19 protein-coding genes and 2 pseudogenes are annotated in these 24,527 nt (G+C 57.7%); 6 read left to right on the forward strand and 15 right to left on the reverse strand.

Going from position 1 to position 24,527, the window contains the following annotated elements; all coding sequences use genetic code 11:
• The 3 genes from ASD54_RS05530 to ASD54_RS05540 form a co-directional block, all read right to left on the reverse strand.
• A partial coding sequence (locus ASD54_RS05530) for an SDR family NAD(P)-dependent oxidoreductase (RefSeq protein ID WP_156379092.1) occupies positions 1-194 on the reverse strand: 194 nt, incomplete at its 3' end.
• Between the two features lie 75 nt (positions 195-269).
• Complete coding sequence (locus ASD54_RS05535; protein WP_062553631.1) at positions 270-1,133, reverse strand: SDR family oxidoreductase; 864 nt, start codon at positions 1,131-1,133, stop codon at positions 270-272.
• On the reverse strand, positions 1,130-1,594 hold the full coding sequence (locus ASD54_RS05540; protein WP_062553632.1) for a helix-turn-helix domain-containing protein: 465 nt from the start codon (positions 1,592-1,594) through the stop codon (positions 1,130-1,132). The genes ASD54_RS05535 and ASD54_RS05540 overlap by 4 nt, the downstream gene beginning before the upstream one ends.
• 356 nt (positions 1,595-1,950) lie before the next feature.
• Between ASD54_RS05540 and ASD54_RS05545 the strand changes: the two genes are divergently transcribed.
• Positions 1,951-3,714: a PAS domain-containing methyl-accepting chemotaxis protein gene (locus ASD54_RS05545; RefSeq protein ID WP_062553633.1), complete on the forward strand. Its 1,764-nt coding sequence runs from the start codon at positions 1,951-1,953 to the stop codon at positions 3,712-3,714.
• A gap of 763 nt (positions 3,715-4,477) precedes the next feature.
• Here ASD54_RS05545 and ASD54_RS05550 read toward each other — a convergent pair.
• Complete coding sequence (locus ASD54_RS05550) at positions 4,478-4,927, reverse strand: hypothetical protein (protein ID WP_062553634.1); 450 nt, start codon at positions 4,925-4,927, stop codon at positions 4,478-4,480.
• Positions 4,928-5,410: 483 nt separating this feature from the next.
• Between ASD54_RS05550 and ASD54_RS05555 the strand changes: the two genes are divergently transcribed.
• Positions 5,411-6,871: a PAS domain-containing protein gene (locus tag ASD54_RS05555; RefSeq protein ID WP_062553635.1), complete on the forward strand. Its 1,461-nt coding sequence runs from the start codon at positions 5,411-5,413 to the stop codon at positions 6,869-6,871.
• Positions 6,872-7,287: 416 nt separating this feature from the next.
• Here the strand turns inward: ASD54_RS05555 and ASD54_RS05560 are convergent.
• Positions 7,288-7,728: pseudogene (locus tag ASD54_RS05560) on the reverse strand (LysR substrate-binding domain-containing protein); the annotation flags it as partial.
• Between the two features lie 30 nt (positions 7,729-7,758).
• Here ASD54_RS05560 and ASD54_RS27210 point away from each other — a divergent pair.
• Together ASD54_RS27210 and ASD54_RS27215 are read left to right on the forward strand one after the other, a co-directional pair.
• The gene (locus ASD54_RS27210) at positions 7,759-7,911 is read left to right on the forward strand and encodes a LysR family transcriptional regulator (RefSeq protein WP_244484688.1); all 153 of its coding nucleotides are present in this window, start codon (positions 7,759-7,761) and stop codon (positions 7,909-7,911) included.
• A gap of 73 nt (positions 7,912-7,984) precedes the next feature.
• Positions 7,985-8,296: a LysR substrate-binding domain-containing protein gene (locus ASD54_RS27215; RefSeq protein ID WP_244484689.1), complete on the forward strand. Its 312-nt coding sequence runs from the start codon at positions 7,985-7,987 to the stop codon at positions 8,294-8,296.
• Positions 8,297-8,617: 321 nt separating this feature from the next.
• Here ASD54_RS27215 and ASD54_RS05570 read toward each other — a convergent pair whose 3' ends face one another.
• Positions 8,618-9,751: a GGDEF domain-containing protein gene (locus ASD54_RS05570; protein ID WP_062553636.1), complete on the reverse strand. Its 1,134-nt coding sequence runs from the start codon at positions 9,749-9,751 to the stop codon at positions 8,618-8,620.
• 181 nt (positions 9,752-9,932) lie between these two features.
• Between ASD54_RS05570 and ASD54_RS05575 the strand changes: the two are divergent.
• Positions 9,933-10,149: pseudogene (locus ASD54_RS05575) on the forward strand (transposase); the annotation flags it as partial.
• 86 nt (positions 10,150-10,235) lie between these two features.
• On the opposite strand, the gene ASD54_RS05580 reads toward ASD54_RS05575, so the two are convergent.
• The 6 genes from ASD54_RS05580 to ASD54_RS05605 all read right to left on the reverse strand — a co-directional run bounded on the left by ASD54_RS05580 (position 10,236) and on the right by ASD54_RS05605 (position 17,993).
• On the reverse strand, positions 10,236-12,905 hold the full coding sequence (locus ASD54_RS05580) for an EAL domain-containing protein (RefSeq protein WP_062553637.1): 2,670 nt from the start codon (positions 12,903-12,905) through the stop codon (positions 10,236-10,238).
• A 405-nt stretch (positions 12,906-13,310) separates the two neighbouring features.
• A complete protein-coding gene (locus tag ASD54_RS05585) occupies positions 13,311-14,207 on the reverse strand; it encodes a 5'-methylthioadenosine phosphorylase (RefSeq protein WP_062553638.1) in 897 nt (298 codons plus the stop codon).
• 10 nt (positions 14,208-14,217) lie between these two features.
• The gene (locus ASD54_RS05590; protein ID WP_062553639.1) at positions 14,218-15,018 is read right to left on the reverse strand and encodes an ABC transporter permease; all 801 of its coding nucleotides are present in this window, start codon (positions 15,016-15,018) and stop codon (positions 14,218-14,220) included.
• Positions 15,011-15,880 (reverse strand): ABC transporter permease, encoded by an 870-nt coding sequence (locus ASD54_RS05595; RefSeq protein ID WP_062553640.1) that lies wholly within the window; start codon positions 15,878-15,880, stop codon positions 15,011-15,013. Before ASD54_RS05595 ends, ASD54_RS05590 begins: the two co-directional genes overlap by 8 nt.
• Complete coding sequence (locus ASD54_RS05600; protein WP_062553679.1) at positions 15,877-16,920, reverse strand: ABC transporter ATP-binding protein; 1,044 nt, start codon at positions 16,918-16,920, stop codon at positions 15,877-15,879. Before ASD54_RS05600 ends, ASD54_RS05595 begins: the two co-directional genes overlap by 4 nt.
• A gap of 29 nt (positions 16,921-16,949) precedes the next feature.
• Complete coding sequence (locus tag ASD54_RS05605) at positions 16,950-17,993, reverse strand: ABC transporter substrate-binding protein (RefSeq protein ID WP_082547099.1); 1,044 nt, start codon at positions 17,991-17,993, stop codon at positions 16,950-16,952.
• A 188-nt stretch (positions 17,994-18,181) separates the two neighbouring features.
• On the opposite strand from ASD54_RS05605, the gene ASD54_RS05610 reads away from it, so the two are divergent.
• Positions 18,182-19,210: a LacI family DNA-binding transcriptional regulator gene (locus tag ASD54_RS05610; RefSeq protein WP_244484690.1), complete on the forward strand. Its 1,029-nt coding sequence runs from the start codon at positions 18,182-18,184 to the stop codon at positions 19,208-19,210.
• Between the two features lie 75 nt (positions 19,211-19,285).
• On the opposite strand, the gene ASD54_RS05615 is transcribed toward ASD54_RS05610, so the two are convergent.
• The 3 genes from ASD54_RS05615 to ASD54_RS05625 all read right to left on the reverse strand — a co-directional run bounded on the left by ASD54_RS05615 (position 19,286) and on the right by ASD54_RS05625 (position 24,410).
• A complete protein-coding gene (locus ASD54_RS05615; RefSeq protein ID WP_062553641.1) occupies positions 19,286-20,425 on the reverse strand; it encodes an FAD-dependent monooxygenase in 1,140 nt (379 codons plus the stop codon).
• Between the two features lie 84 nt (positions 20,426-20,509).
• Positions 20,510-23,926: a molybdopterin cofactor-binding domain-containing protein gene (locus ASD54_RS05620; protein WP_062553642.1), complete on the reverse strand. Its 3,417-nt coding sequence runs from the start codon at positions 23,924-23,926 to the stop codon at positions 20,510-20,512.
• Positions 23,919-24,410, reverse strand: a complete 492-nt coding sequence (locus tag ASD54_RS05625) for a (2Fe-2S)-binding protein (protein ID WP_062553643.1) — start codon at positions 24,408-24,410, stop codon at positions 23,919-23,921. The genes ASD54_RS05620 and ASD54_RS05625 overlap by 8 nt, the downstream gene beginning before the upstream one ends.
• Positions 24,411-24,527: the final 117 nt, after the last annotated feature.

Here is a 24,527-nt window from a genome sequence, read left to right on the forward strand (position 1 = left end):
ATCGCAATCGCACGCCCTCCCTGGTCGATGATGCGATCGACCAGCTCTTGTGCGGCTTCGGCGTGAGAATGATAGTTGACCGCGACCGCGCAACCAGCCTCCGCCAAGGCTTCGGCAATGGCCAGGCCAATCCCAGAGCTCGCGCCTGTGACAATTGCACTATGATGGGCAAGACGAGAGGTGTTGACAGCCATGAGACAGTCTCCAATTGAACCTTGACTATGGTGAAAAGCGGCCAGATGAGCACCGCGACTGGAACTTCGGGTGTGTTAGTTGCTTGGGACGAACTCGTCCCGGTGGTCCCGAACAAAGTCTGTAAAGCTCCTTGGTGGTACTCCGGTCAGCCGCTTGATCTCGAAAGTGGGATCGATGTCGTGGTGGCCGGCGACAACATCCGAGAACTGCGCAACCATGCCATCGGCCATCCAGCGGGAGTTGCCGGTCAGACGAAGAATGAGTTTGAAGATCGGGCTTGGCAGATCGAGATACCGCACCTTTCGTTTCGTCACCTCCGACAGGCGTAATGCAGCCTCCTTCATGTCCAAGGTCTCCGGACCGGTCAGGAAATAGGTCGCTTCGTTGTGACCTTCTTCGGTCAGAACCCTGGCCGCAACGCGAGCGACGTCACGGGTGTCCACCCAGGAGACAGATCCCTTGCCGGCGATCTGGGGCAGGAAACCCTTTGCGATCGGATCTTTGAACCAGAAGAAGTTCTGCATGAACGCCGTGGGTTTCAAAATGGTCCAGCCGATGCCGGCATCGCGCAAATAATGGTCGATGAGCGCGTGCGACTTCGCCCAAGGTACTGTCGACCGCACATTGCCGTCTGAGGCAGAGATCTTCACGATGCTGTCAACGCCCGACCGCTTAGCCGCATCGATGGCCGCTTTCTCCTGTTCGACCTGATCGGGCGTGGGCGGTGTGATCATAAAGAAACGGTCACAGCCTTCCATCGCACCATCAAGCGTATCTGGACGATCAAAATCGCCCAGAACGGCCTCGACGCCCACTCTTCTGAAGTGCTCAACCTGTTGAGGCTTGCGGCACATGGCTTTGAATGGCACGCCGGCTTGTCCAAGCAGCCTGCAGATTTCGCCACCGATGCCCCCTGTTGCTCCAGATACTAAGATCATGCTGGTGTCTCCTTCTGTTCAGGGATTGAGGCCCGTGTTTGGGGCTGGTCGAGCCACTCGCATATGACGACGTCCATCTCTTTGAGCGTTCGGATAGCGTCCTTGATGCGGTTCGTCCCGATCTTGTTGGCAATCGCCTGGTCAAGTGGCGCCACAACGTTTTCGGCATCTGTGACGGCCTTCAGACCTGCTGCGGTCAGAACAACGAGCTTTGCGCGGCGATGGTGCGGGTTAGTCTGGAATTCGATCAGCCCCTTATCCGCCAGGACATCAACGATGCGCTGGACCGCCTGTCGTGTCAGGCCCATATTCCGCGCGATTGATGCGGCTGGAAGCGGGACTGGTGAATAACGCAGCGCCCCGAGCACCTGCCACCAAGCGCTGGTTAGACCCAGATGCGCCACCAGTTCGTTTCCGGCGCTGATCAGCCTGCCGTTTGCTGCGAAAATGGTGAGAGCCAACGCTCGGACCTGGTTTGAGGCGGAAGGTTCCGGTTCTTTGGTCCGGAAGTCTCATCCATTGAGGTAATGAGAGGGCTCTTTGGGAGAAGCACGTATTATGGGCATCGCCAGCTTCCGATGCAGGCGCTGACGGCGTGGTGTCCCAGTGCTGCCGCTTGCGGACTCGGGAAAGGCCCCCAGCTCAAACTGAAAACCGGCCCTTCAGTCACACTGTGTGGCCGATGTAGAGGCGAGACCATTCATGTAAATCAAAATCTAGCGGAAGGTGCTTGTAACATGCCGCTGATTGAGGATCTGATAAAATATTAACTATTGTTTGTGACGATCGTTCAAACTGCACCTATCGGAACCTCACCATGGCAAACTTTCTGGGTTTCAGCGCCTCGAAGATTCTCGATGCATTGGATCTTTCATTCGCAATCATCGAGTTTGATGTGGATGGTAACATCCTGAAGGCGAACAAGAACTTCTGTGACCTGATGGGTTACTCGCAGCAGGAGCTGCACGGCAAACACCATCGTATATTTCTGGATCAGGAATATGCTCAGTCGCATGAGTACAAAGCGTTCTGGAAAAAGTTGCAGGGTGGCGAATTTGTTTGCAGTGAGTTTACACGCCTTGCCAAGAATGGTGCGGAGATCTTTATTCGCGGTAACTACAATCCGATCAAAAGCAGTTCGGGCAAAGTGCTGAAGATCGTCAAGTTTGCCAACGACATCACGCAAACGAAGATGCAAGGCATCGACACCGGCGCGAAGATCGACGCTGTTTCACGGGCGCAAGCCGTCATCGAGTTCAAGACAGACGGGACGATCCTCTCGGCCAACGAGAACTTCCTCCAGGCACTTGGCTATTCGTCAGCTGAGATTGTTGGCAAGCATCACAGCATGTTTGTCGAGGCGAACTTTGCATCCAGCCCTGACTATGCCGAGATGTGGCGCAAGCTCAACGCGGGCGAATTTATAGCTGGTGAGTTCAAGAGGGTCGGCAAAGGCGGTCGGCCTGTCTTTATCCAGGCATCCTACAACCCTGTATTCGACTTCAAGGGCCGGGTGATCAAGGTCGTGAAGTTTGCGACCGATGTCACAGATCGGGTTCAGAATGTCGAGCAGCTGGCGAGCTGTCTGACCAGCCTTGCGGAAGGCGATCTGTCGCAGACGATCGAGAAGCCATTTATCGCTTCTCTGGACAGGTTGCGAGGCGACTTCAATGCAGCATCCGCAAGACTTCGTGATGCCATGAAAACGGTACGCAACAACGCCGAGGCCATCGCATCGGGCGCGCATGAGATCCGGACGGCCGCGGATGAACTGGCGAAGCGAACGGAACAGCAGGCGGCTTCGGTTGAAGAGACAGCGGCGGCTCTTGAAGAAATCACGACCACGGTAAAGGACTCCAGCCGCCGGGCCGAAGAGTCCGGCGCTCTGGTCGGCCGCGCAAGGTCACACGCGGACCATTCTGGAGAAATCGTCAGCGAAGCCATCGTTGCGATGGACAAGATCAACCAGTCCTCGAGCGAGATTTCCAACATCATCGGCGTTATCGACGAGATTGCGTTCCAGACCAACCTACTCGCACTGAATGCGGGCGTAGAAGCAGCGCGGGCTGGCGAAGCCGGCAAGGGCTTCGCAGTCGTCGCGCAGGAGGTTCGCGAACTTGCCCAACGCTCCGCATCGGCAGCTAAGGAAATCAAGACGCTCATCACCTCTTCCGGCTCGCAGGTGGCAAACGGTGTGACGCTGGTAAGCAAGGCCGGCGAGGCCCTGCAGCAGATCGCCGGTAACGTCCAAGACATCAATAGGGACATCGGAGCGATCATCGAGTCCGCTCGCGAACAATCGACAGCGCTGAACGATATCAATCGTGCAATCAATCTGGTCGATCAAGGCACTCAACAGAATGCTGCGATGGTGGAAGAACAGACAGCCGCAAGCCATGGGCTCGCTGAAGAGGCAAAGGCTCTCTTTAAATTGCTGGAGCAGTTCCGCTTCGATGACGACCGACCCGAATCGAAGACTGTTCCTAGAGGGGTAGACGCTAAAATGGCGCCTCGACGTCCCTCAAAACCGTCCGTGACACATGGCAATGTTGCCATACGCGCTGACTGGAACGAATTCTGAGAAGATCCAGACAATGATATTAACGTGTTTGGTTGAGTTCCGTAACCGGTCTTTGCTGATTTCTCGAACGTGGCAACGTGGCAGAGGTCTACTGTTTAGCGGATGGTATTGTTTGGTATAACCTAGGATCAGGCAATCAGATCAGCGATAACGATATGAAAAAACCCTTATCATTAGGGTGAATGACGTAGTTTTATTTAGACGAGATAGATCCGCTACCATCCTGGGCGAACACATCGCTGCGGCATTCCGCATGCATCTAAATAGACCACCGTCGGCGACCGCTGACATCTCACAGCCGACGCTTCACAGATCTCAGACCTACAAGTTTATACATCCTCCCTCAATCGCCACTATGCATGGCCCGCATTATATGGTCTTGGCCAGTTCCGTTTCTCGGATGAATCTGATCGCGAAAAGTGCCAGACTCTCTGCGTGTTCTGCGTCACGTTCTGGATTGCCCAAAGATGCCGTAATGGCAGAAAGAAGCCTGGACGAGCATGCAGCTCTTCCATGTTTCCCGGGGTGCTTTCTGCGTCTGATGGTCGATGCAAGAACAGTTAGTATCTGATCTTGTTGATGGACCGCCAGAGAACAAAACGGGGATTGAACTGTTGTCACGTGATGAGACGCCTGTAGGGTTTGAATGCGTCTCTGATAGCCAATTCCACAGCACGCAGATTTGATAAAAATCAATCTCTGATATGCGAAAACCGATAGCGCAGGTGAGGTCGACCACACGCGCTATCAGTCCATTTCAGGTTCAGGCGCCGCCCTTGAGCGAGCTATTGCAAAGGCTCCAGTAGCCGCCGCCCTTCTGGATCCACTTCAACTCGCCCAGCGTTCCTGCTTCCTTGTTGGTCCTGTAAGCGTCAACGCATGTGTGAAGACGTGCTTTACCCGGGGTTTCGCTGGCATACTTCTTGTCCACCGCTTTTGGCATGCTGACGCCTTTCGGCGTCTTGATCGTTGGCTTTTCAGGCTCTTTGTCATCGGTAGCAGCGATGGCTTTATCGTCTGCCGCATCTTCCGCTGCCGCATCAGCACCACAGAACTTCGCTCTGAAATCATTCCATTTCATGGCTTTGGCTGAGCCATCGGCCTTAGCAGCCTGGTATTTGACGCTGCATTCTTTCATCGTCAACGCAGCAGCGGGAGATGTCCCAAACGCCATCAGTGCAAAAGCAGAGGGCAGAAGTACTCGTAAAAGCATTGCAATTCCTCCTTGAGTCCCAGTTGGCGGGCCGCAATGTCGCAGTGTTCACCGCAACTCACTTTCGCTCAATTTTAGAAGATTACAATGTGATTAACTTCGAATTTAGTGGATTGGCCTTTCGGCAAATCACTCACGCGCTTTTGCGCTATCTAATTTCTCGCTTCCGCGTCGTGGCATGCCCGGGATGTACGCTTTCGAATTCCCCCTCAAAGCATTCTCTTTGACCGCCAAATTGGTCAGGCTTTTCAGCACCATCAGATGCCGTAAGCCAGATCAATTTCGGTAAGCTGTTGGACCTCGAGCTTCAGTTTGAGAATGTCGGCAAGGGCTACGTTGGTTCGGCGAACCACATATAAGCTTCCTATTAAATAGAGATAGGATATGTGGTGACTGCACGGCTCTACATTAGTAAGCTATGTTTTACCGTTTTTGTCTGCGTCGATTGAGATCGAATTGTCTCGGTCAGAAAGGTCATTTGTCGTGCTTGATGGTTCGGAAGATGGCCGTATTGCGCAAGAAATTCAGCGCGAAACCAGTGGGCCGGATCCGTTCGCGGCCGCTGTGAGAGCGACACGGATGCCGATGGTGATCGCGGACGCCCGAAGCCCAGGCGTTCCCATCGTCTTTGTCAATGAGGCATTCCTGAAGCTAACAGGCTATGATCGCTCAGAGATCATAGGCAGAAATTGCCGTTTCTTGCAGGGGCCGGCAACGAATGGCGACGATATCGCCAAGATACGCCTTGCTCTTGCTTCTGCGTCACCCATTGAAATTGATCTCCTCAACTACAAAAAGGATGGCACCCCCTTTTGGAACCGCCTGTTCATCAAGCCCGTATTCCACAACGAAGTGCTGACTTACTTCTTTGCGTCTCAATACGATGCCACACTGGAACGCGAGCGCATGGTGCAGTTGCAGCGTGATCGTGACGAACTTGAAGCGGAGGTTTTGAAAAGTTCCACGGCATTAAAGTTGAGCGAGGAACGGCTACGACTGGCTTTGGAAGCGGGTAAGCTTGGTATCTGGACTATCAATTTGAGTGATGGTTCTCTTGAGGCGTCTACCCAGTGCAAGGCGATCTGCGGTCGAGGTCCAGACGATGATCTGACGTTGGATGATCTTCAGCAATCCATTCACCCGGACGATCGGCCCTATCAGGCGCAAGCGATTGCGGAAGCCATCGAGAACAAAACGCTTCTGGATGCCGAATATCGGCTCAGGACGCCTGTTGGCGAGGAGCGATGGGTGCAAATTCGCGGTCAGGCCTACTATGATGCCGATGGAATTGCGCAAATCGTTACCGGCACGACACAGGATATAACCATTCGAAGAGTAGCCCAGGATCACCGGGCAATGCTTGCTCGCGAAATGAGCCATCGTGTCAAAAATACCTTGGCATCCGTCCATTCCGTTGTCGCCCAGACCCTCCGACGTTCCTCCTCCCTGGAGGAGGCGGGCAAGCTCGTATCTGAACGGATCTTTGCAATGTCTACCGCCAACGATCTACTCATCACTGAGAATTTCGGTAGTGCCGGGATGCTGGATCTCGTCCGACGTACGCTGTCTCCTTTCGGTATTGATGACGACCAGCGTTTTGCGTTGTCTGGTCCAGATGTGAGGCTTCCGCCGCAGGTGATCATCGCCTATGCGCTCGCACTGCATGAGCTGGCAACCAATGCCAGCAAGTATGGTGCGCTTTCCAATTCCAGCGGAAAGGTCACAATCAATTGGACAATCGAAGATGGCCAGTTGCTGAAGCTGATCTGGGAGGAACATGATGGACCACAGGTCATCTCGCCGACAAAGACAAGCTTCGGGACCCAGCTTATCCAGAGGGTTCTTGCCACGGAGTTGGGTGGCAGGGCCCACGTGGAGTATCGCCCGACGGGGATCGTTTTTACCGCGATAGCACCTCTTGGAGAGGCACGCACTGAAGCTTAAAGAGAAGCCACACGCAGTTTGAGGGGCTCAGGTCGTTGCCCCTCCGGCAATAAATGTTGCAGCCTATCGTAAACGACTTCGGCGCTGAAAGGCTTGCGAACGAACACCGTATTAGGTGGAAGGGATGGAATTCCATTGGCATGAGGCATGCGGTATTCATGAGCATCACACCTGCCGCTGCCTCGCGGTAGCCATTCCCAGGCTATCTCTGCCGGATCATTTCGCCTCGTAGAGAGCTTCATCGGTTGTCATGAGCATGCCGGACATGGATCTCCGACTTTCCTTGGTTGTTGATGTCGCTACCCGGGCCGACTGATAAACTATTGAATTCGCTGGCTCTGTTAGGCTTGCCCGGCAAGACCCGTTCGATAATTGGCCCGCCTCAACATATAAAGACCGAATGGGATCCTAAGCTGTCATTCTGCCCTGAATCTCAGTGCGTTCATGATCAGCAGGAACGCTGCAGAATTCTGGCGTCGGCTGGGATAATAAAGGTAATAGCCCGTGAACATTGGGCACCAGTCATCCAGAACCTGTACGAGCTCGCCGGCGGCGATCTGGCGGGTCACAAGGTTTTCCGGCACATAGGCTATCCCATAACCGGCCACGGCAGCCTCGACTTGGGCGGACGAGCTGTTGAGTATGATCTGTCCTTCGACACGAACGCGAAGCTCACGACCGTCTTTTTCGAACTCCCACGCATAGAGCCCGCCCGATCGTGATTGCCGTGTGTTGATGCAGACATGGCCGACAAGGTCTTGGGGGACTTCAGGTACCGAGCGGCTGGCAAAGTACGAGGGAGCGGCCACCGTGACCAGACGCCAATCCGGTCCGATGCGCACGGCAATGATGTCTTTAGGCAAGAAATAGATCTCAACGCGGTCGGAATGTTTGTCGCCGTGGCTCAGGCAGGCCGCCTACTGTCAGCCGCGCTGAAGCTCGTCATTCTCTTGCCGACCCTCAGCAGGAAGGTTGCTGAACTCGAAGCTGCGTTAGAGGTTCAGTTGCTAGAGCGAACGGTAAAGGGCTGTCGCCCTTAAGGACGCTGGATCACGACTGTTCGATCAGGCGAGTAGCGAGATAGAACTGCTCCGAGAAGCCGAGTGGTCAGTGATGAGCGCGCAAGCACAGCTCGTGGGGCGTCTCCGGCTGTCGATCCCACAGTCCTTTGAGCCGTGGTGGGACCTGCTGGCGCTGTTCCAGCGAACGCACCCGCATATCCACGTCAACGTGCATTCTACAGAAAGGCGAGTGGACTTGGCATCCGAAGGTATCGATGTTGCTCTTAGTGACGGCGCTGTCGCCGATGAAAATGTCGTTGCTCGCCACATGCTCAATTTTCGGCATGTATTGGTGGCGAGCCCAACACTTGTCGCAAGATGTGGTGACTTGCATGAGATGGGAGACATATTGCGCTTAGCATAGTCCATATGCTTCGTTTGATCCACGAAATGCAAACCGACAGACAGCAATGGCGATGTGGTGACTGACAACGCTGCAGCCGCGATCAGCAGGATGCATCAGCTTCATCCGAGCCAGTAATTTGGTCACCCACGAGGCGTGCACGCTACCCACGACACAAGTGACGGTGAAAAATGAAGGATTCTTGCTTCACGGGCACCCGGCAGGTTTGCCGTTTACATTCGTTTGAAAGCGCGAGAACGGATTAGGACGCCCCGTTTCCGATATTCCCAATTGATGATGAAATGGATTGTGTGAGGGGGGCTGCGGCAAATCGTTTGACTCTCAGGCCTCTACACGGTTCCGACCAAGCGCTTTCGCGCGGTACAGCGCACGATCGGCGCTTGCAAGCATTCCGGCCAGGTCATGACAGTCTGGTGCCGAAAGGCCAATACTGACGGTGGCTTGGGTTTTCAAGCCATCTATCTGAGCGGCTTCTTTGGAGAACCGGCTCACGATTGCCGAGCCGCGCCTTAGAGCCTGAGAATGGTCGCACCTTGGCAGGAGCGCGGCAAATTCCTCACCGCCAAGCCGGACAATAAGAGCGTCGGGCCCCGCTTCTTGCCGGGCCGTTGCGGCGAAGCGCTGCAAAACTTTATCTCCGGTCTGGTGTCCATGACGGTCGTTGATCGCTTTGAAGTGGTCGAGGTCGAAGGCAAGTAGCGAAACGTGGTCACTTTGTTGCTCCCGCAGGATACGAGATGCCTGCTCAAAAAAGGCATGACGGTTTGCAAGGCCGGTCAACTGATCGGTTTGAGACAGGTGGATGAGGTGAAGCTTTTCCTCCTCTCGAACAATCATCAGGAATGACATCGGCATCGCCACTGAGTACAAGACGGCCTCGTACATCGTCGCCTTCCCGATGATGATGAGAATATTTTGCCCGTACCATTCAAGAAGAATTGGGGCGATGAACGCTCGGCTAAAGTAGAACAAGGCATGGACTGCCAAGATCGATACAGCGATCGGACGGGAGCGCAAGCGCTCGGCAGTGCGGCTGCGCAAAAGTATCCACGCCGATAAGCCGGAGGTTAGTGCTATCGGGATAGAAGAGACATGGTTCCAGAAGGCGGCTGGGAAGTGAGTGCCAGCGACCGCCCAGACGAGGGTCAGGGAGCTTAGCACCGTGACCGACGACCACAGATATCGGCGACCGTCGAGGCCGGCGATGGCGTTAAGAACCATTAGGTAGCCCAACATCATGATGATGTTGATCGCTCCCATGCCGAGCGCGGCAGGAAAGTGGCTGCGATTCATCGCGAGTACGCAGCCAACAGCAAACGCGAAGAGTGCCGCGGCCAGAACACTGAGGAGGCTTGCGCGACCGGGATGAGCCTGCCTTTCCCAAAGGAGAAGAGAGGCTGACACAAGCAGCGTTCCGACCGTCAGATACCAAAGGGTTTGTAAATCAATCTGCATTGTTCGCCTGCCTTAGGTCTAAGCCTAAAGTGATGTCTTAAAATGATTGTTTACGTCGCCTCTCATATTGCTGACATGGTTGGCGTAGCGTTAAGGGTGTTCTTGGGTATCGACACTATGGCCTGCTGCCGGTTTCTTGGACACCGGGTTACGGTGCATCCAATGAAACTGGGGTGCACGAATGCAACGAAGTAAGTTCAGCCGCGAGTATAAGCTTGAGGCGGTGAGATTGGTTCCTGAGCGTGGGGTCGGCGTCGCGCAAGCATCCCGCGACTTGGATGTTCATGAGAATGTTCTGCGTAAGTGGATCAGGGAATAAGGGTTCAGACCCAGCACAGGCGTTTCCTGGTCAGGGACAGATGAAGCCTGAGCCGCTTGAGATCGAGAGGCTTCGGAAATCCGCAAGCGTGAGGTAGGTTTTTACAGAGGTTCGCGAGGGCACCTATCGCCTGGGAAAAGAAGGCACCATCCGCAAAAAGGTGCCTCAAGTGCGCGCCCTTTGCTCGCGCTGTCGCTCTGCCGTCCATGTGCGTGCTTTGGCGAAGGCGAGAAAGTCCTCTGCAGCCATCGGTTTGGCGAAAGCGTACCCTTGCAGTACATGGCAACCTAAGCGTCGTAGCAACTCCGCATGGGCCAACGTTTCGACACCCTCTGCGACCGTTTCGATACCTTGGACTTTGCCGATATCGATTATGGAGCGCACCAGGCTCTGCTGTGCTGGGGATTCCAGAAGCGGCCGTACCAGACGCCTGTCAATTTTCAGCCGTTTGGGCGAGAGTTCGAGAAGGCTTATGATGGAGGCATGCCCGGTGCCAAAGTCGTCGAGTTCAATGTCGATGCCGAGCGCTTTGATATTATCGATCGCCTGCTTCAGCCCTTCGTCCGCCGTATCGAATGAAATTGATTCCAAGAGTTCGAAAGTCAACGCGCCTGGCCGGATTCTCATCGCCCTCAATTTGTCGATAAGGTTTTCCTCTCGCAAGCGCTGACAGGAAACGTTCACCGATACACACGGTATGTCCAGTCCTTGGCCTTCCCAACGCGTGGCTTGGAAAAGAGCCTGCTGGAGGATCGCCTCATCGAGCCGGGCAACGACATTGAGGCTCTCTGCGACAGGCAAGAAAACATCCGGCGTCAAGATGCCGCGTGTCGGATGCTCCCATCTGGCAAGAGCCTCCACGCCGACGATCTCCAACGTCTCGGCATCAAATTGGGGCTGGAAAAAGGGGATGAACTCGCCGCGTTCGAGCCCGCGAAGGATTTCGTCACTGAGCCGTTTAACTTCTACCGTGCGCAGACGCAGTTCGCCGTTGAACGCCTCGACGCGGTTGCGCCCGCGGCGCTTTGCTTCATATAGAGCGATATCGGCGTTTACGAGCAACTGCTCAGGCGTCTCGTCGCTACGATGACGTATTGCGAAGCCGACGCTGGCGCCAATGCGGCAGTCATGGCCCTCAATCGCTATCGGCCTGGAGATTGCCTCAATGAGTTGAGACGACAGGAGAGGGAAATTGGCCAGTGCTGGATCGCGACGCGACAGCAATACGAATTCGTCGCCGCCAATCCGAGCTATGAAGTCCTCAGCGGGCACCTCAGTGCGTAGTACCATAGCCACGTGCTTGAGCACTTCGTCCCCTGCCGCATGTCCGAGAGTGTCGTTGATATCCTTGAAGCGGTCGAGGTCGATGTGTAGCAGGCTCAAAGGCCGGTGGTCGTCACTTGAGCGGGTAAGTGCAAGCTGATGATCAAGGTAGCGCCTGTTTGGAAGGCTTGTCAGTGAGTCGTGCAAAGAATTGTGTTCCACGACCGAACGGGCATCTTCAAGCTCCCTGTTTTGAGCCTCGGCAGTGAGTTTGGATTGAAGTAGCTCGTCCTGAAGCTGCACGTCTTCAGTAACATCCCAATTGGCCCCAACGATACGTTTGTTACCAGCTGACGTGCGATAAGTCATCCCGTGGGCGCGGATGTAGCGAATGCGGCCATCGCGCCCCAATACACGGAAATCGGTAATGTATGGTTCTTCCGCCTCGAGAGCCTTGGAAAAAACCCGGTCAGCACCCTCGAGATCGCGGGGGTGGAGTGCGTCACGCCAATCCTCATATCGGCAGATCGTCTGCTCCGGTGCGACATTGTAGAGTTCGCGCATGCGCGCGTCCCAGGACAGCGTCTTTGTCTCGCAGTCGTATTCCCATACGCCCACCTTTGAGGCATCCAAAGCCAGTTGCAGGCGCTGTGAGACCGTTTCGAGCCTGTCCTCTCGGTCCTGAAGGATGACGATGTGCCGATGCCTGTCCCGCATCAGGTACCCGGCCCAGAACATGGGCAGGACGATGATTGTGGAAAGAAGCGCCAATCCGGCGCGGAAGAGGCTAAGATTATCAGATCGCTGGCCCCAGCCATGTATCGGTGACGCTGACAGGGTCCAGGCTTCGTGTCCAATATCAATAGACATAACCACCGGGTCGACGTCGATAGCGGCGTTGGTTCTGAAGACAGGTTTCGTCTCCCCGCCATCATGTGGGCGGCTGGAAATCGAAACAGCGACCTCGAGATCTGACTGAAACCCGCTGCTTTCAAGGAGCTGGTCGAGATCGATCACCGCAGAGGCAATGCCGAAGAAACTGTCATCAGGGCCGGAATGGATAGGATACCGCGCGATCACTGCCCGACCGCCCTGAACAAGATCCACCGGGCCGGTAACGATCAGTCTGTCTTGCGCCTTGACCTGCATCGCTGCTGCGCGCTGGCGTTCGTTCTTGCGGTAATCCAGCCCAAGGCTCGCCTCGTTGCCGTGCAGAGGATAGACGCGGCTAACGACGAAATCCGAAGCGATGGCGAGACTGCGAAGCTGGTGGTCATCTTCGAAGATGCGGCTTGCAAGATCCTCAAAGCGGGCAGGGGCCATGTTCGGCTCAATTTCGATCGTAGCGACCAAGCCTTGGACTAGTTTGATGTTGCCGAGAATATTGCCTTGCAAGCGTGAGCGCAGAAGGCCGAGCTGTTCGGTGGTGAAAGAGCGGCGGTATTCTTCCTCAAGTCGGCGCTTTTGCGCATCGGCGAGAAAAGCGGCGATCACTACTGCCACTGTCGCAGCGATAGCGGGAATGAAGTATCCGAACCGCTTAAAGCGAAGTGGGGCGTTCCGAGTGTTCATTGCGCTCCATGTACCACGCGCATCTGCCCTACAGAGATGAATCCTGATAAAGGGTTGGTGTTTCTCTGAACGCTGACAAAATGAATTTAATATTTGTTGAATAACAGCAGAGATCTACGGCTAACCTGGGCCCAAAGCGCCTTGCTCTTCATATTCTTCAAGCCTAAAGGTTCCATAATTTGGCCTATCTGATTTTTGCTTGTAGCCGGGGTGGATTCAAGGATGAAGTGCGACTTGCGAATGATACCAATGGGTTGTCACTCGCAAGGAGAATGCAATGGAACGCAGCTACTCCCATATTGACTTCGATGAACGTCGCAAGATTGCCCGCTGGAGAACGGCCGGGCTGTGACGCCTAGCGCTTACCTCTCGTCATGATGTCTCCCATTCCAGGCATCCAAGCGCTTAGTAGCGAACATACCGCTCTTCCGGCTGGGGCGACTTCAGGCTGTTGCATACACACCCATCGCCGATCGGCAGACGTGCGGCGGCCTGCAGGGCCAAGCGAGACGACACCGTGGAAAGGCTTGGCAAAATGCCCTCCTGCAGGAGGCTACCACGGCTGCGATCCATGTAGTCGTTAAAGCCTGCCGTCACGAAGGCGCATGGCACGAAGCAGGCGCCGATCTCGCGGGAAAGTGTCGCTTCCGGCGCGATCGAGTGGTTGATGACGTCCGCGCCCATGCTGCGAAACGCAAGCGCTTCTGCCGGACTGGTCAGGCGGGGACCGTAGGCGTGGGCCGCGACGAGCCCCTGCTCGATGCCGTGCACGCGGCAGCTGGATGGCCATATCTCGCGGGCCGTGTCAGCCAGGATCTTGGCGCAATGGGGGCAGACGATCTGCTTGCCGGAGCAATCGAAGCGCTGTCGCCCCGGAAGCAGGGAATAGGGCGTCTGGGTCAGCTCGATGATATCGGCATTGATAACCAGATCGCCGGGCTGGATTGCCTTGTTGACCGCCCCAATGGTCGAGCAGGCCAAAACCGTCCTGACGCCGGACTCCATCAGCACCCAGAAGCTTCGCCGGTGGCAGGAATGATCGATATGGTCGCGTGGATTGCCGTGCGAATACATGCACAAGGCCTGTCGGCTTTGACCATCAACCGTGATGCTGCCATCGAACTCCAGCAGCTTCCAGTTATCGGATTGACCATATGGCGTGTCGAACGATAGATCGCGCGCAAGAACACTGACCCCTGGCATTGCGATGTCTTCCGGGAAAGCAAGCCCCCAGTTGGCTGAACCCGTAATGATAGCAAGGCCCGTCTCGGGAATGGCTGAGATCGTCTTGGTATGCGTCATTGTCTTGCCTTCATCGTACTTGGCCGCGATCGCGCAGGTTGAAAAACAGGACGATGCCGGAAATCAGCACGGTCCAGAGTGTCGAGATGGCGGCAATGGTGGGGTCGATCTGGTCACGCAGCGAAATGAACATCAGCTTTGGCAAGGTGCTGTTCGCGCCTGTGGATACAAAGATCGAGATAATGGCCTCGTCGAGCGAGGTGAGGAATGCCATCAGGGCAGCCGTTGTCAGGCTGAGGCCGAGTTGCGGAAGCATGATGCCCCAGATGGTGCGTAGCCAGTTAGCGCCCAAGCTGCGGGCAGCCTGCGCCTGTGCCCAATCAAACCGGCTGAGCGCCGGATGCAGAACGATCACCGTGACCGGGATCGCGAGGACCACATGGCCGATCAGAATGCCGCCCAATGAGCCGACCAGCTTGAGTTTGGCGAGAACAAAGAAAAGGCCGATGGCGAGCAGGATGCCTGGTGTCACCGATGGTGCCAGCAACAGTCCGTAGATCAGGTTTGCGCTGCGTCCGCCCAGCCTGTTGATGGCAAAGCAGGCGAGAAAGCTGAAAGGCACGGCGATAGCCGCCGTCAGGATGCCGAGGAGTAGACTGGTGCGCAGGGCAGCCATCCAGGCTGTCGATGAGAAAAAGGCTTCATACCAGCGAAGCGACCAGGCGCGGGGTGGGAACTCCAGAAGATCGGAGGCGGAAAACGACAGAGGTACGACGATGAGTGTCGGTACCATCAGGAAGATCAGTATCAGTGCGGAAAAGACCCACAGCAGCGCACGGGCAAGCTTGCGGTCATAATAGGCGTCAAGCATGGCGACCGACCTTTGTCAGCGACCAGCGAATGCCATAGAGCACGGCGCCCGCCAGAAGAACGAGAATTAGAAGCAGGACCCCGAGCGCACTGGCCGATCCCCAGTCCTGGAATGTCGAGAGCGTCCGGTCGATGCGGATCGAAATCGGATTGACCTTGCCGCCGCCGAGCACTGCCGGAGTGATGAAGAAGCCCAGAGTGTAGATGAAGACGATTGTGGAGCCGGAAAGGATGCCGCCGACCGAAAGCGGTAGCACGACGGTTTGCACGCAATGCCAGAGGCTGGCGCCCATGCTGGCCGCTGCGCGGATGAGATTGGTGTCGATGTCGCGCATGGCTGCGTAAACGGGCAGCACGAACAGCGGCAGCATGTAATGCACCATGCCGATCAGCGTGCCATTGAAATTGTAGACGAGCGGAAGAGGCGCATCCGTCAGCCCGAGGCTTTGCAGGCTGGCATTCACAAGACCATCGCGACGCAGCAGCACGAGCCAACCATAGGTGCGAACCAGAATGGAGGTCCACAGCGGCAGCATGATGAGGATCAGTACCCGGTTTGCGATGCGCGTGCTGGTGCTCGCCAGTGTCAGTGCGAGCGGCACGCCGATCAGGATACAGATGGCAAGCGTGGAGGCTGAAAGCGCCAAGGTGGTGCCCAGTGCAGACCAGGTCAGGCCGCTGGCGATGACCTTGTCGTAATTGGCCATCGTGACGTTGCCGCCGAGGTTCAGGAAGGATTGTCGGATAATCCAGAAGACTGGCAGCATGGCTGCCACACCCACCAGAAGGAGTGCAGGCAAAGCCAGGGAAAGATAAAAGCGCCGTTCACGACGCACATCCGCTTGCAAGAGGGCGGTACTCATCCGGCACTCCTTTCGGGCATCGCATGCACGGCTGCAGCCGGCGCATAAGCGGTGACGATCTGCCCAGGCTGCATATCGCCGCAGGCGGCCGCTCGGGTTGCCGGCACACTCAGCATGATGGGTGTACCGACTTCGCTCTCTAGACTGAGCAGCCAGTTTTCTCCGCGAAACGCCTTAGCCGACAGCCGACCGCTGACAACGACCGAGTCATCGCCGACGTCTGCGGCGTCGAGAAAGAAGCTTTCCGCCCGGATCATGGCAAGTCCCGCCAGATCCACCGTGCATCCGCTGCGATGCATGAGCCCCTGGCCAGGCAGAATGTTGGCCTCACCCATGAATTCCGCCACGAAGCGGCTCGTCGGCCTGTGATAGATTTCAAACGGGGTGCCGATCTGCTGGATTTCACCGGCATCCATGACGGCGATCCGATCGGACATGGTCAGCGCTTCGCGCTGGTCATGGGTGACATAGATAGTGGTAATGCCGAGATCGTCATGCAGGCGGCGGATCTCGAACTGCATATGCTCACGCAGGTTCTTGTCCAGCGCCGACAGCGGTTCGTCCATCAGCATTACGCGCGGCTCGAAGACAATGGCGCGCGCCAGCGCGACGCGTTGCCGCTGCCCGCCGGACAAGGCGGCAATGTTTCGGTCGGCATAGGCATCCAGTTTGACGCGTGCGAGAGCTTTCAGCGCGCGCTCGCGTGCCTGCCCCTTGCTGACCTTGCGCAGCAGCAGCGGGTATTCGACATTTGCCTGGACGCTCATGTGAGGAAAGAGCGCATAGTTCTGGAAAACGATGCCGATATCCCGCTTGTCGGGAGACAGCCGGGTGATGTCCCGGCCGCCGATGATAAGGGAGCCGCTGTCGGGACGGACAAACCCCGCAAGCGCCATCAGAAGTGTTGTCTTGCCGGACCCAGATGGGCCGAGCAGCGTCAGGAATTCACCGGCGGCAATTTCCAGTGATACGTTGTTCAGCGCCACATAGGTGCCGAAGACTTTCCGGACGCAGTCGATCGATATGGGAAGCGAGGTCATGGCCATGTCGTCAGCGACTCCCCTGCCGATCAGCGGTTCATCATCTCGTCGAATGCGGCTTGCGCTGCATCGCCGTTTTTCACCCACCAGTCCGCCTTGGAGAAAACGGAGGTGCCACCGTTGGCCGGCGCGGTTGCCAGGAGTTGCAGGCGATCCGCCGGGATCAGGCCGCCCTCGTAGGCTTTCGGGTTGACCGGGCCATAGGCGATGAAATCCGTAAGTTTCGCTTCTCGCTCCGGCTTTGTCATGGCTGCGATCAGCTTCATGGCCGCGGCTTTGTTCGCCGTGCCCTTTGGTACTGCGAGGCAATCCGTGCCGATGACGGAGCCCTTGAAGCTGTAGTCGGCAGCGCCGCCGTCAGCCTTCACGCTCTGAGCGCGACCGTTCCATGTCACGACCAGATCGACTTCTCCGTCTTTCAGAAGCTGGGCCGATTGTGCGCCCGAGGTCCACCATACAGCGACATTCGGCTTCAGTTCGGCAATGCGGGCAATGGCTTTCTTGAGGCCATCGGGGCTGCTCAGCACGGTGTAGACATCCGCGGGCGCGACACCTTGGGAGAGAAGGGCGATCTCAATCAGGTCCTGCGCATTGGCGCGCAGTGCCCGACGACCGGGAAATGCCTTTACGTCCCAGAAATCCGCCCAGGTTTTGGGGGGCTTGCTGCCGAAGGTCTTGGTGTTCCAGGCCATCACTGTGCCATAGGATGTGAAGGGATAGCAGTAATCGGACTTGGCGCCTTCTGGCAGCGATTTGGGATCGATGATGGAGTAGTCCAAAGGCTCCAAAAGGCCCTGTGCCGCCGCCTGCGCACCTTCCGGTGAACCCAGATGGATGACATCGGTTGTCACAGCGCCTGATGTCACCTGCATCTTGAGCGCCGCGAAGCCGTCGCTTTGGGTCTCCTCCCGAACGGTCACGCCGAGTTCGGTCGCCGCCGGTTCCCACATCGCCTTCTTGATGGCGGTCCCGTAATCACCGCCGGCGGTGGTGATCGTTAAAGTCTGTGCGGCCACCGCGCTGGCGGCAGTAATGGCAATTGCAGCAACCGTCAGGCCCAGCATACGAAACATTTCGGTTCTCCTTTGTTCACCTCTGTTGGAGCGATTTTGGGTCTTTTGCCCTATTTTTTCTAAATCGTAACGTTACGATTGATGTTTAATTGAATTTCGTCAAGCGGAATTTTGACCTGGCCGGTTAGGCACTTTCCATTGCTTTGCGAAAAGGGCAGTCTACGCGCGACAGGGAATTGATGAGATTGATGCGCGCGATGACAGTGAATTCCAGACCCAATCTGAGGCAGATCGCGGTAGAGCTGGGTCTTTCGGTGACGACCGTTTCCAGAGCCTTGAAGGATGGGCCGGAGGTTCATCCGGAAACCACGCAGCGGGTAAAGGCTGCGGCTGCCGCGGCAGGCTATGTGCCCAATCTCCATGGGCGCGCGCTCCGCATGGGTCTGACCCGGACGCTCACGGCAATACTGCCAATGGAGACCCGCAATTATCTGTCCGACATTGCAAAGCTGCCTCTCATTGAAGGAATGACGATGGCGGCGCGCGAGCGGGGCTATAGCCTCTCAGTCTATTCGACCACCCCGGAGGAAGATCCGCAGGACAATCTCAGCCGATTGATCCAGGCTGGCGGTGCGGACGGCATCGTGATCACCCGCATGGTGTCGGAAGATCCGCGGATTCCCTTCCTGCTGGAGCGCAGCATACCCTTCATTGCCTTCGGGCGAAGTGGCAGCGCCTTCTCCTACCCCTATGTCGACGTCGACAATGCCAGCATCGCCTTTGAAGCCACGCGGGAACTCCTGGCCAAGGGCTGCCGCCGCATTGCGCTGCAACTGCTGAACCGTGGGGACCAGTACAGTGCCGCACGTCTTGCCGGCTATGCCCGGGCCATGACCGAAGCTGGCGCGCAGGTCGACGAGGCGTTGATAGGACACGAAGACTTCACCATGGAAGCCAGCGAAGGCTGGATTTCGCGGCTACTGGACATTGATGAACCACCCACCGGACTGGTGTGCGCAAACGAACTGGGCCTTCTCGGCGCGCTCGGTGCGACACGACGCAAGGGCCTGGTAGTCGGACGTGACTTTCACATCGCCGTGCGCGACAACACGCACATGTGCCGTTACCTATCCGTGCCGCTGACGGCTCACAGCGTCGATATGGCTCATGTTGGCCGGTGTCTGGTCGAAGGGCTGATCACGCGCATCGAGCAGCCCGACGCACCATTCACCCAGGTCGTCGTACCGGGCGAGATGCAGCAGGTGATCGGTGTCTGATCAATGAGCCAATCTGGAATGTCCAACGAGAACGGAGCGGATGGTTTGAGAAGACCGCTCCGATACGAATGACACTCAGCCAAGCGCGGCCGTCAGAGGATCGTAGCCATACACCCAGGCCGGATCTTCCGGCTGCTTCAGCCAAGTATTGGCATTCGATATCGTCTGCACCTTGGTGGCCCGCTCGCGCCGGGTCGCTTCATAGAGGCTGAACGCATCGCGATAGCCAGAAAGTCCCGTTTCTTCCAGGCAGCGGGTGAGGATGGCGGCGTCCTCGATGGCCATGCAGGCGCCCTGTGCCATATGCGGACGCATCGGGTGGCATGCATCGCCCAGCATGACCAGACGGCCACGGCTCCACAGGTTTAACGGATCACGGTTCCAGAACGGCCATTTGGTGACGCTTTCCGTGGCATTGATCAGCGCCTGTACGACCGGATGCGAACCGCCGAAGATCGCTTCCATCTCTTCCTTGGAGCTATCCACAAAGCTCGTGTCGTGTTCCCAGCCGTCGACGGGAACGCCGGTCACGTAATAATACTCGCTGCCGTCAGCCTTGGTCGCATAGGCCATGATGTGGCGCGACGCTTCCCACCACCATTTCACGCAGGCCTCGAACTCCAGTCCGGAGGATTTCAGCTTGTTCATGTCAACGATTGCGCGGTGACCCACCCAGCCGGAGAAGCGCGGCTTTTCCGGCCCGAGCAGCATGTCGCGGATGACCGAATTGATGCCGTCGGCACCAACCACCAGACTCGCGGCCACCTGCCGGCCATTTAAAAAGGTTAGAAGAACGTCTTCTTCGCGCTCTTCGATCGCGCTCAACCGATGGTCGAAGTGAACACGTTTTTCGTCGAGCGTATCCATCTCCACGGCGTGAAGGTCGCCACGGTGAATGGTGATATAGGAGGCGCCATATTCCTTGCGGCCGTAATCGCCGAGCGGAATGCGCGACAGATACTCGCCCGTATTGCCATCGCGGGAGAACCAGAAATCCGGATGGGCACCGATCTCTTCGAGCTTCTTCTCGATGCCGATCCGCCGAAAGATCTTCATGACATTCGGGCCGATGTGAATGCCGGCACCGATGCGACTGAAGGCCGGCGCCTGTTCGAAGCTATGGACGGAAAATCCCGCGCCCGACAGAAGGGCCGCGGCGGCAGCCCCGCCCAATCCGGCTCCGATGACGGCGATCTCGACTTTCTCAATGGTCATGTCAAATTCCTTTCCTCAGGATATTGTTCGTGTACGAATGATATGCATAGACGACGATCCGCCAGGTTTACCGCCGCCCCTTGGCTACCAGGGCGGCAGATCGGGTGCGAAGCGCTGACGCAGATAGGATGCCAGGGCTTCGCGGTCGGATGCGGTGAGTTCGTTGCGGAAGGACGGCATGTCGCGCAGCTTCAGATTGGTAGGCGCGCGCAGTCCTTCGTCCAGCAGTGTTTCAAGAGCATCCGGCACGGGTGCCCGAAGAACCGCAGAACGTTCCAGCGGAACCAGCGCCGCGGTGAATGTTCCTGCAACAGCGGGTTGGTGGCAGACGGCACAGGCGCTTTCATAGATCCGGCTTGCGCGGGACGGAGCAATCTCCGGCCTTGTTGCTGCGGCGCCAGGGTTCGGCTGTGTGGATGCCGGCAGTGAAGCGAGATAGGTTGCCATGGCGCGGATATCGTTGTCCGGCACCGCCACTAGGCTCGATGCCACCTCGGCCATCGGACCGGAGGCTGCAGCAAGATCGGAATGGCCATGCCTGAGATAGGCAAACAGTGTCTCTTCCGTCCAGCCGCGACCTGCCGCTTCCGGCCCCTCCAGCGGCGGGGCATACCAGCCCTTGATCATCGCTCCCAGCATTTGCGGCTTTTCCGCTCCCGCCAGATTGCGCGGCGCATGGCAGGCGGAACAATGGCCTGCGGCTTGGACCAGATATTTGCCGCGATTCCAGAGATCGCTCTCTCCCGCTACTGGCACGAACGGGCCTTTATCCTGGTAGAGCGCGTTCCAAAGGGAAAGCGCCGGGCGAAGGTTTGCCGGCGCCACGATCTGTGCGTTCGGCGTCTCCTGCCGTACCGGCGTCAACGTCTGCAGATAGGCGTAGAGCGACAACATGTCGTTCGCGTCTATCCGGGCAAAGGACGTATAGGGGAAAGCTGGATAGAGGTTGTGCCCGTCCCGGCTGATACCCTGCCGCATGGCACGTTCGAAAGCTTCAAAGCTCCAGCGGCCAAGGCCGGTTTCGGGATCGGGCGTGATATTGGTGGAGTAGACCGTGCCGAAAGGTGTCTCCACCGCCCGTCCGCCCGTATTGGCAAGCCCGCCGTCCGCTGTGTGGCAACTCGCGCAGTTGCCGAGCGCAAAGACTTGGCGGCCCCGCTCCAGCGTTGCTTCGGAGAAGGTGCCGGGCGACGGCGGCGATGAAGGAGCGATCGGCCGATGCAGTGGCAGGGCGACGGCCCCGACCGCCAGCACGCCGCCAACGGTCGCTCCGAGCACGGCGAGACGTTTACGCCAGGTCTTGCCGGACTTCGGCACGGATGACGCATGCTGCAAGGCCTGAGGGCTGGAAATGCCATGTGCCGCAAGCGCCGCGCGCACCTTTTCCGGCGTAAACGGCACCTCAATCATGCGTACGCCCGTTGCATCGAAGATGGCGTTGGCGATGGCGGCGGCGCTGGGAACGGCAGCGCTCTCGCCCACGCCGAGCGGCGGATCTTCGGGCCGGGCAATCAGCATGGTCTGGATGTCCGGCACGGCCGGAAAGGTCTGGATTGGATAGGCCGCCCAGCTTTGCGCAGTGGGCGCGATCTCGCTGAAGCTGACATCCTCTACCATGATCCGGCTGACGGTCTGGATCGCATTGCCATGGATCTGCTGGCGCACGCCGCCCGGATTGATGACGAGGCCCTGATCCTGCCCGATGAAGATGCGCGTCAGAGTGACTTCACCGGTTTCCGTGTCGACGGCGACGTCGACCACCCAGGCAGCGGAAGCGGCCGCCGTGCCGGGGAAGGTGCCATGTACATAGGTGGCAAAGGCGAAGCCCTGGCCGAAGGCCATCCGCCCGTCCCGGACAAGACGCGGGCCGGCATGCGGCGTCCAGCCGGCCTGCTCTGCGGTTCGGCGCACGAGATCGGCTTCGCGCGGATTATCCAGGTGCCTGAGCCGGAAGGCGACCGGGTCTTCACCCGCCTCATAGGCCATTTCATCGACAAAGCTTTCATGCGCGAAGGTATTGGGAAGCGCCGACACGCCGCGCATCCAGGCGGCACGCACGATCGGCGCCATGTCGTGAACCACGATATCCTTGTGCGGCACACGGTAGGGCGGATTGATCGTCCGGTCGCCCATATCGGATGGCCGCGGCTCCGGCGAGATGCGGCCGGTCAACAGCAGCGCGAGGTTCGGGCCCCGGTTGGATGGATACCAGGTGTCGATGGCATAGGCGTGGAGGTTGCGGGACTTCAGCCCACCCTGAACCTCCATCAATCGAGCTGCCCCTTTGGGCTCCCAGAGATGTTCCTGGGCGCGGGTCAGTTGCACGCGAACAGGATGACCGACGGCCCGTGACAGCAACAGGGCGTCGCCGCACACGTCATCGGCGCAGTTGCGACCATAGCAGCCGGCCGCCTGGTAGCGACGGATCTCGATCTGCTCCGCCGGCAGGTCCACCAGAACGCCCAGATCGCCGCGCAGCATATGCGGGTTCTGCGTTCCCGACCACACAACCGGGTTCACGTCGTTCCAATCCGCAACAGCGCAGGACGGGCCGATTGATCCGTGCTCATGATAGGGCCAGATATAGGTCCGTGTGCGAGTAACGTCGCATTCAGCGATCCCGCGCGTAAAATTGCCGGACCTGTCGAGCGTGCGCGGGGTGGAGGGTTGCGCTTTCAGCGTGTCGCGCAGGTTTTCCATGTCATCGATCGATGGTGGCGAATGCCACCGAACCGGCAGAGCTTCGGCAATCGCCTCGGCCTGATCGGCCCGTTCGGCAACCACACCTAGAAAATCGCCGTGCCGGACGACGGCGATAAAGCCCGCCATCGCACACACGGCATCTTCATCATAACCGATCAGGCTTTGACCGATAAACGCGCCGCTGTCGCGACCGGCATAGGGTGGGCGGATGACATGGCCATGCACCATACCGGCCACATCGACATCGTGGATATAGCGATGCGTGCCGCGCAACTTGGCGGGAAGGTCGCGTCTACTGGTCTTTCGCCCGACAATCCGGTATTCCGAGGGATGTTTGACGGTGCTGTCTCTGTCTAGGAGCAGCATGACTGATTTGCCCTCGAGTAGATCAGCGTAGGTACAGGTGTGATCCTGCCAACGAGCAACACCATCCCGCAGTTCGATGTCGGCAGGCGGAGCATTCAACCGCAGAGCTGCCTGTGCTGCGAGAAAGGCTTTAGCCTGCGCACCGGCCAACCGAAGCGGGATGGCCGCGATCTGAATTGTTTCGGAGGCGATGGTTGGTCCCTGATCGGGCGTGGTGGCCGTATGACCCAGCTCGATGCGGACGGAGGCAAGCGGCAGGTCGAGTTCTTCGGCCACGATCTGCGCCAGAGCGGTCCCGATGCCAGTGCCCAGGTCGACATGGCCGTTGTAGCCCGTGGCCGTTCCGTCGTGAAAGACACGAAGATAGATGGCGGAACCGGCAGGGCGTTCTTCGTAAATGGTCAGTGCAGCGCGGATGGCGACATCATTCATGGGGTCGCGCCTCCCGTATCAGGGTTGCTGCGCGTTCCACTGACGCAATGATTTCAAGATGCGTGCCGCAACGACAGAGATTGTGGCGAAGTGCTGCCCGAATGTCGTCCCGCGACGGGTTCGGATTGTCCGCGAGCAAGGCGGTTGCCGTCATGATCATACCGTTCAGGCAATAGCCGCACTGCGCACCTTCGCACTCCAGAAAACCCTGCTGGACCGCCGACAACACGCCGGTCTCCGGATCTGCCAGACCCTCAAGCGTGGTGATGTCAGGGCCGGCCGCCCGTTCGGCCCGCAAGACGCAGGCACGCGCCGGCCTGCCGTCGATCAGAACAGTGCAGGCCCCGCACTGGGCCAGGCCACACCCGTATTTCGGGCCCTTCAGACCCAGATCGGCTCGCAGAACGTCCAGCAATGTCCGATCGCCCGGACATGGCAGCGCATAGCACGAGCCGTTGACATGCAAACGGCATTCGGCAGTCATGTTACCCTCGGAGTTAGCTTCTCTGTCGGAAGCTTTTGATAAATGTCATCACAAAATTTGTTTGTATGCAAATGAATTTTTGCACTGCACCCTGAAGGCACGGGCAGACAATCGACG

It is taken from the genome of Rhizobium sp. Root149, assembly GCF_001427345.1.
Classification (GTDB): Bacteria; Pseudomonadota; Alphaproteobacteria; order Rhizobiales; family Rhizobiaceae; genus Neorhizobium; species Neorhizobium rhizoryzae.

Coding starts and splice junctions, on each gene's coding strand:
- ASD54_RS05625 (WP_062553643.1), bottom strand. CDS start 24,410: ATGACTGCCGAATGCCGTTTGCATGTCAACGGCTCGTGCTATGCGCTG.
- ASD54_RS05615 (WP_062553641.1), bottom strand. CDS start 20,425: ATGACCATTGAGAAAGTCGAGATCGCCGTCATCGGAGCCGGATTGGGC.
- ASD54_RS05590 (WP_062553639.1), bottom strand. CDS start 15,018: ATGCTTGACGCCTATTATGACCGCAAGCTTGCCCGTGCGCTGCTGTGG.
- ASD54_RS05545 (WP_062553633.1), top strand. CDS start 1,951: ATGGCAAACTTTCTGGGTTTCAGCGCCTCGAAGATTCTCGATGCATTG.
- ASD54_RS05605 (WP_082547099.1), bottom strand. CDS start 17,993: ATGTTTCGTATGCTGGGCCTGACGGTTGCTGCAATTGCCATTACTGCC.
- ASD54_RS05570 (WP_062553636.1), bottom strand. CDS start 9,751: ATGCAGATTGATTTACAAACCCTTTGGTATCTGACGGTCGGAACGCTG.
- ASD54_RS27215 (WP_244484689.1), top strand. CDS start 7,985: ATGAGCGCGCAAGCACAGCTCGTGGGGCGTCTCCGGCTGTCGATCCCA.
- ASD54_RS05595 (WP_062553640.1), bottom strand. CDS start 15,880: ATGAGTACCGCCCTCTTGCAAGCGGATGTGCGTCGTGAACGGCGCTTT.
- ASD54_RS05580 (WP_062553637.1), bottom strand. CDS start 12,905: ATGAACACTCGGAACGCCCCACTTCGCTTTAAGCGGTTCGGATACTTC.
- ASD54_RS05535 (WP_062553631.1), bottom strand. CDS start 1,133: ATGATCTTAGTATCTGGAGCAACAGGGGGCATCGGTGGCGAAATCTGC.
- ASD54_RS27210 (WP_244484688.1), top strand. CDS start 7,759: ATGTTTGTCGCCGTGGCTCAGGCAGGCCGCCTACTGTCAGCCGCGCTG.
- ASD54_RS05620 (WP_062553642.1), bottom strand. CDS start 23,926: ATGAATGATGTCGCCATCCGCGCTGCACTGACCATTTACGAAGAACGC.
- ASD54_RS05550 (WP_062553634.1), bottom strand. CDS start 4,927: ATGCTTTTACGAGTACTTCTGCCCTCTGCTTTTGCACTGATGGCGTTT.
- ASD54_RS05610 (WP_244484690.1), top strand. CDS start 18,182: ATGCGCGCGATGACAGTGAATTCCAGACCCAATCTGAGGCAGATCGCG.
- ASD54_RS05585 (WP_062553638.1), bottom strand. CDS start 14,207: ATGACGCATACCAAGACGATCTCAGCCATTCCCGAGACGGGCCTTGCT.
- ASD54_RS05600 (WP_062553679.1), bottom strand. CDS start 16,920: ATGACCTCGCTTCCCATATCGATCGACTGCGTCCGGAAAGTCTTCGGC.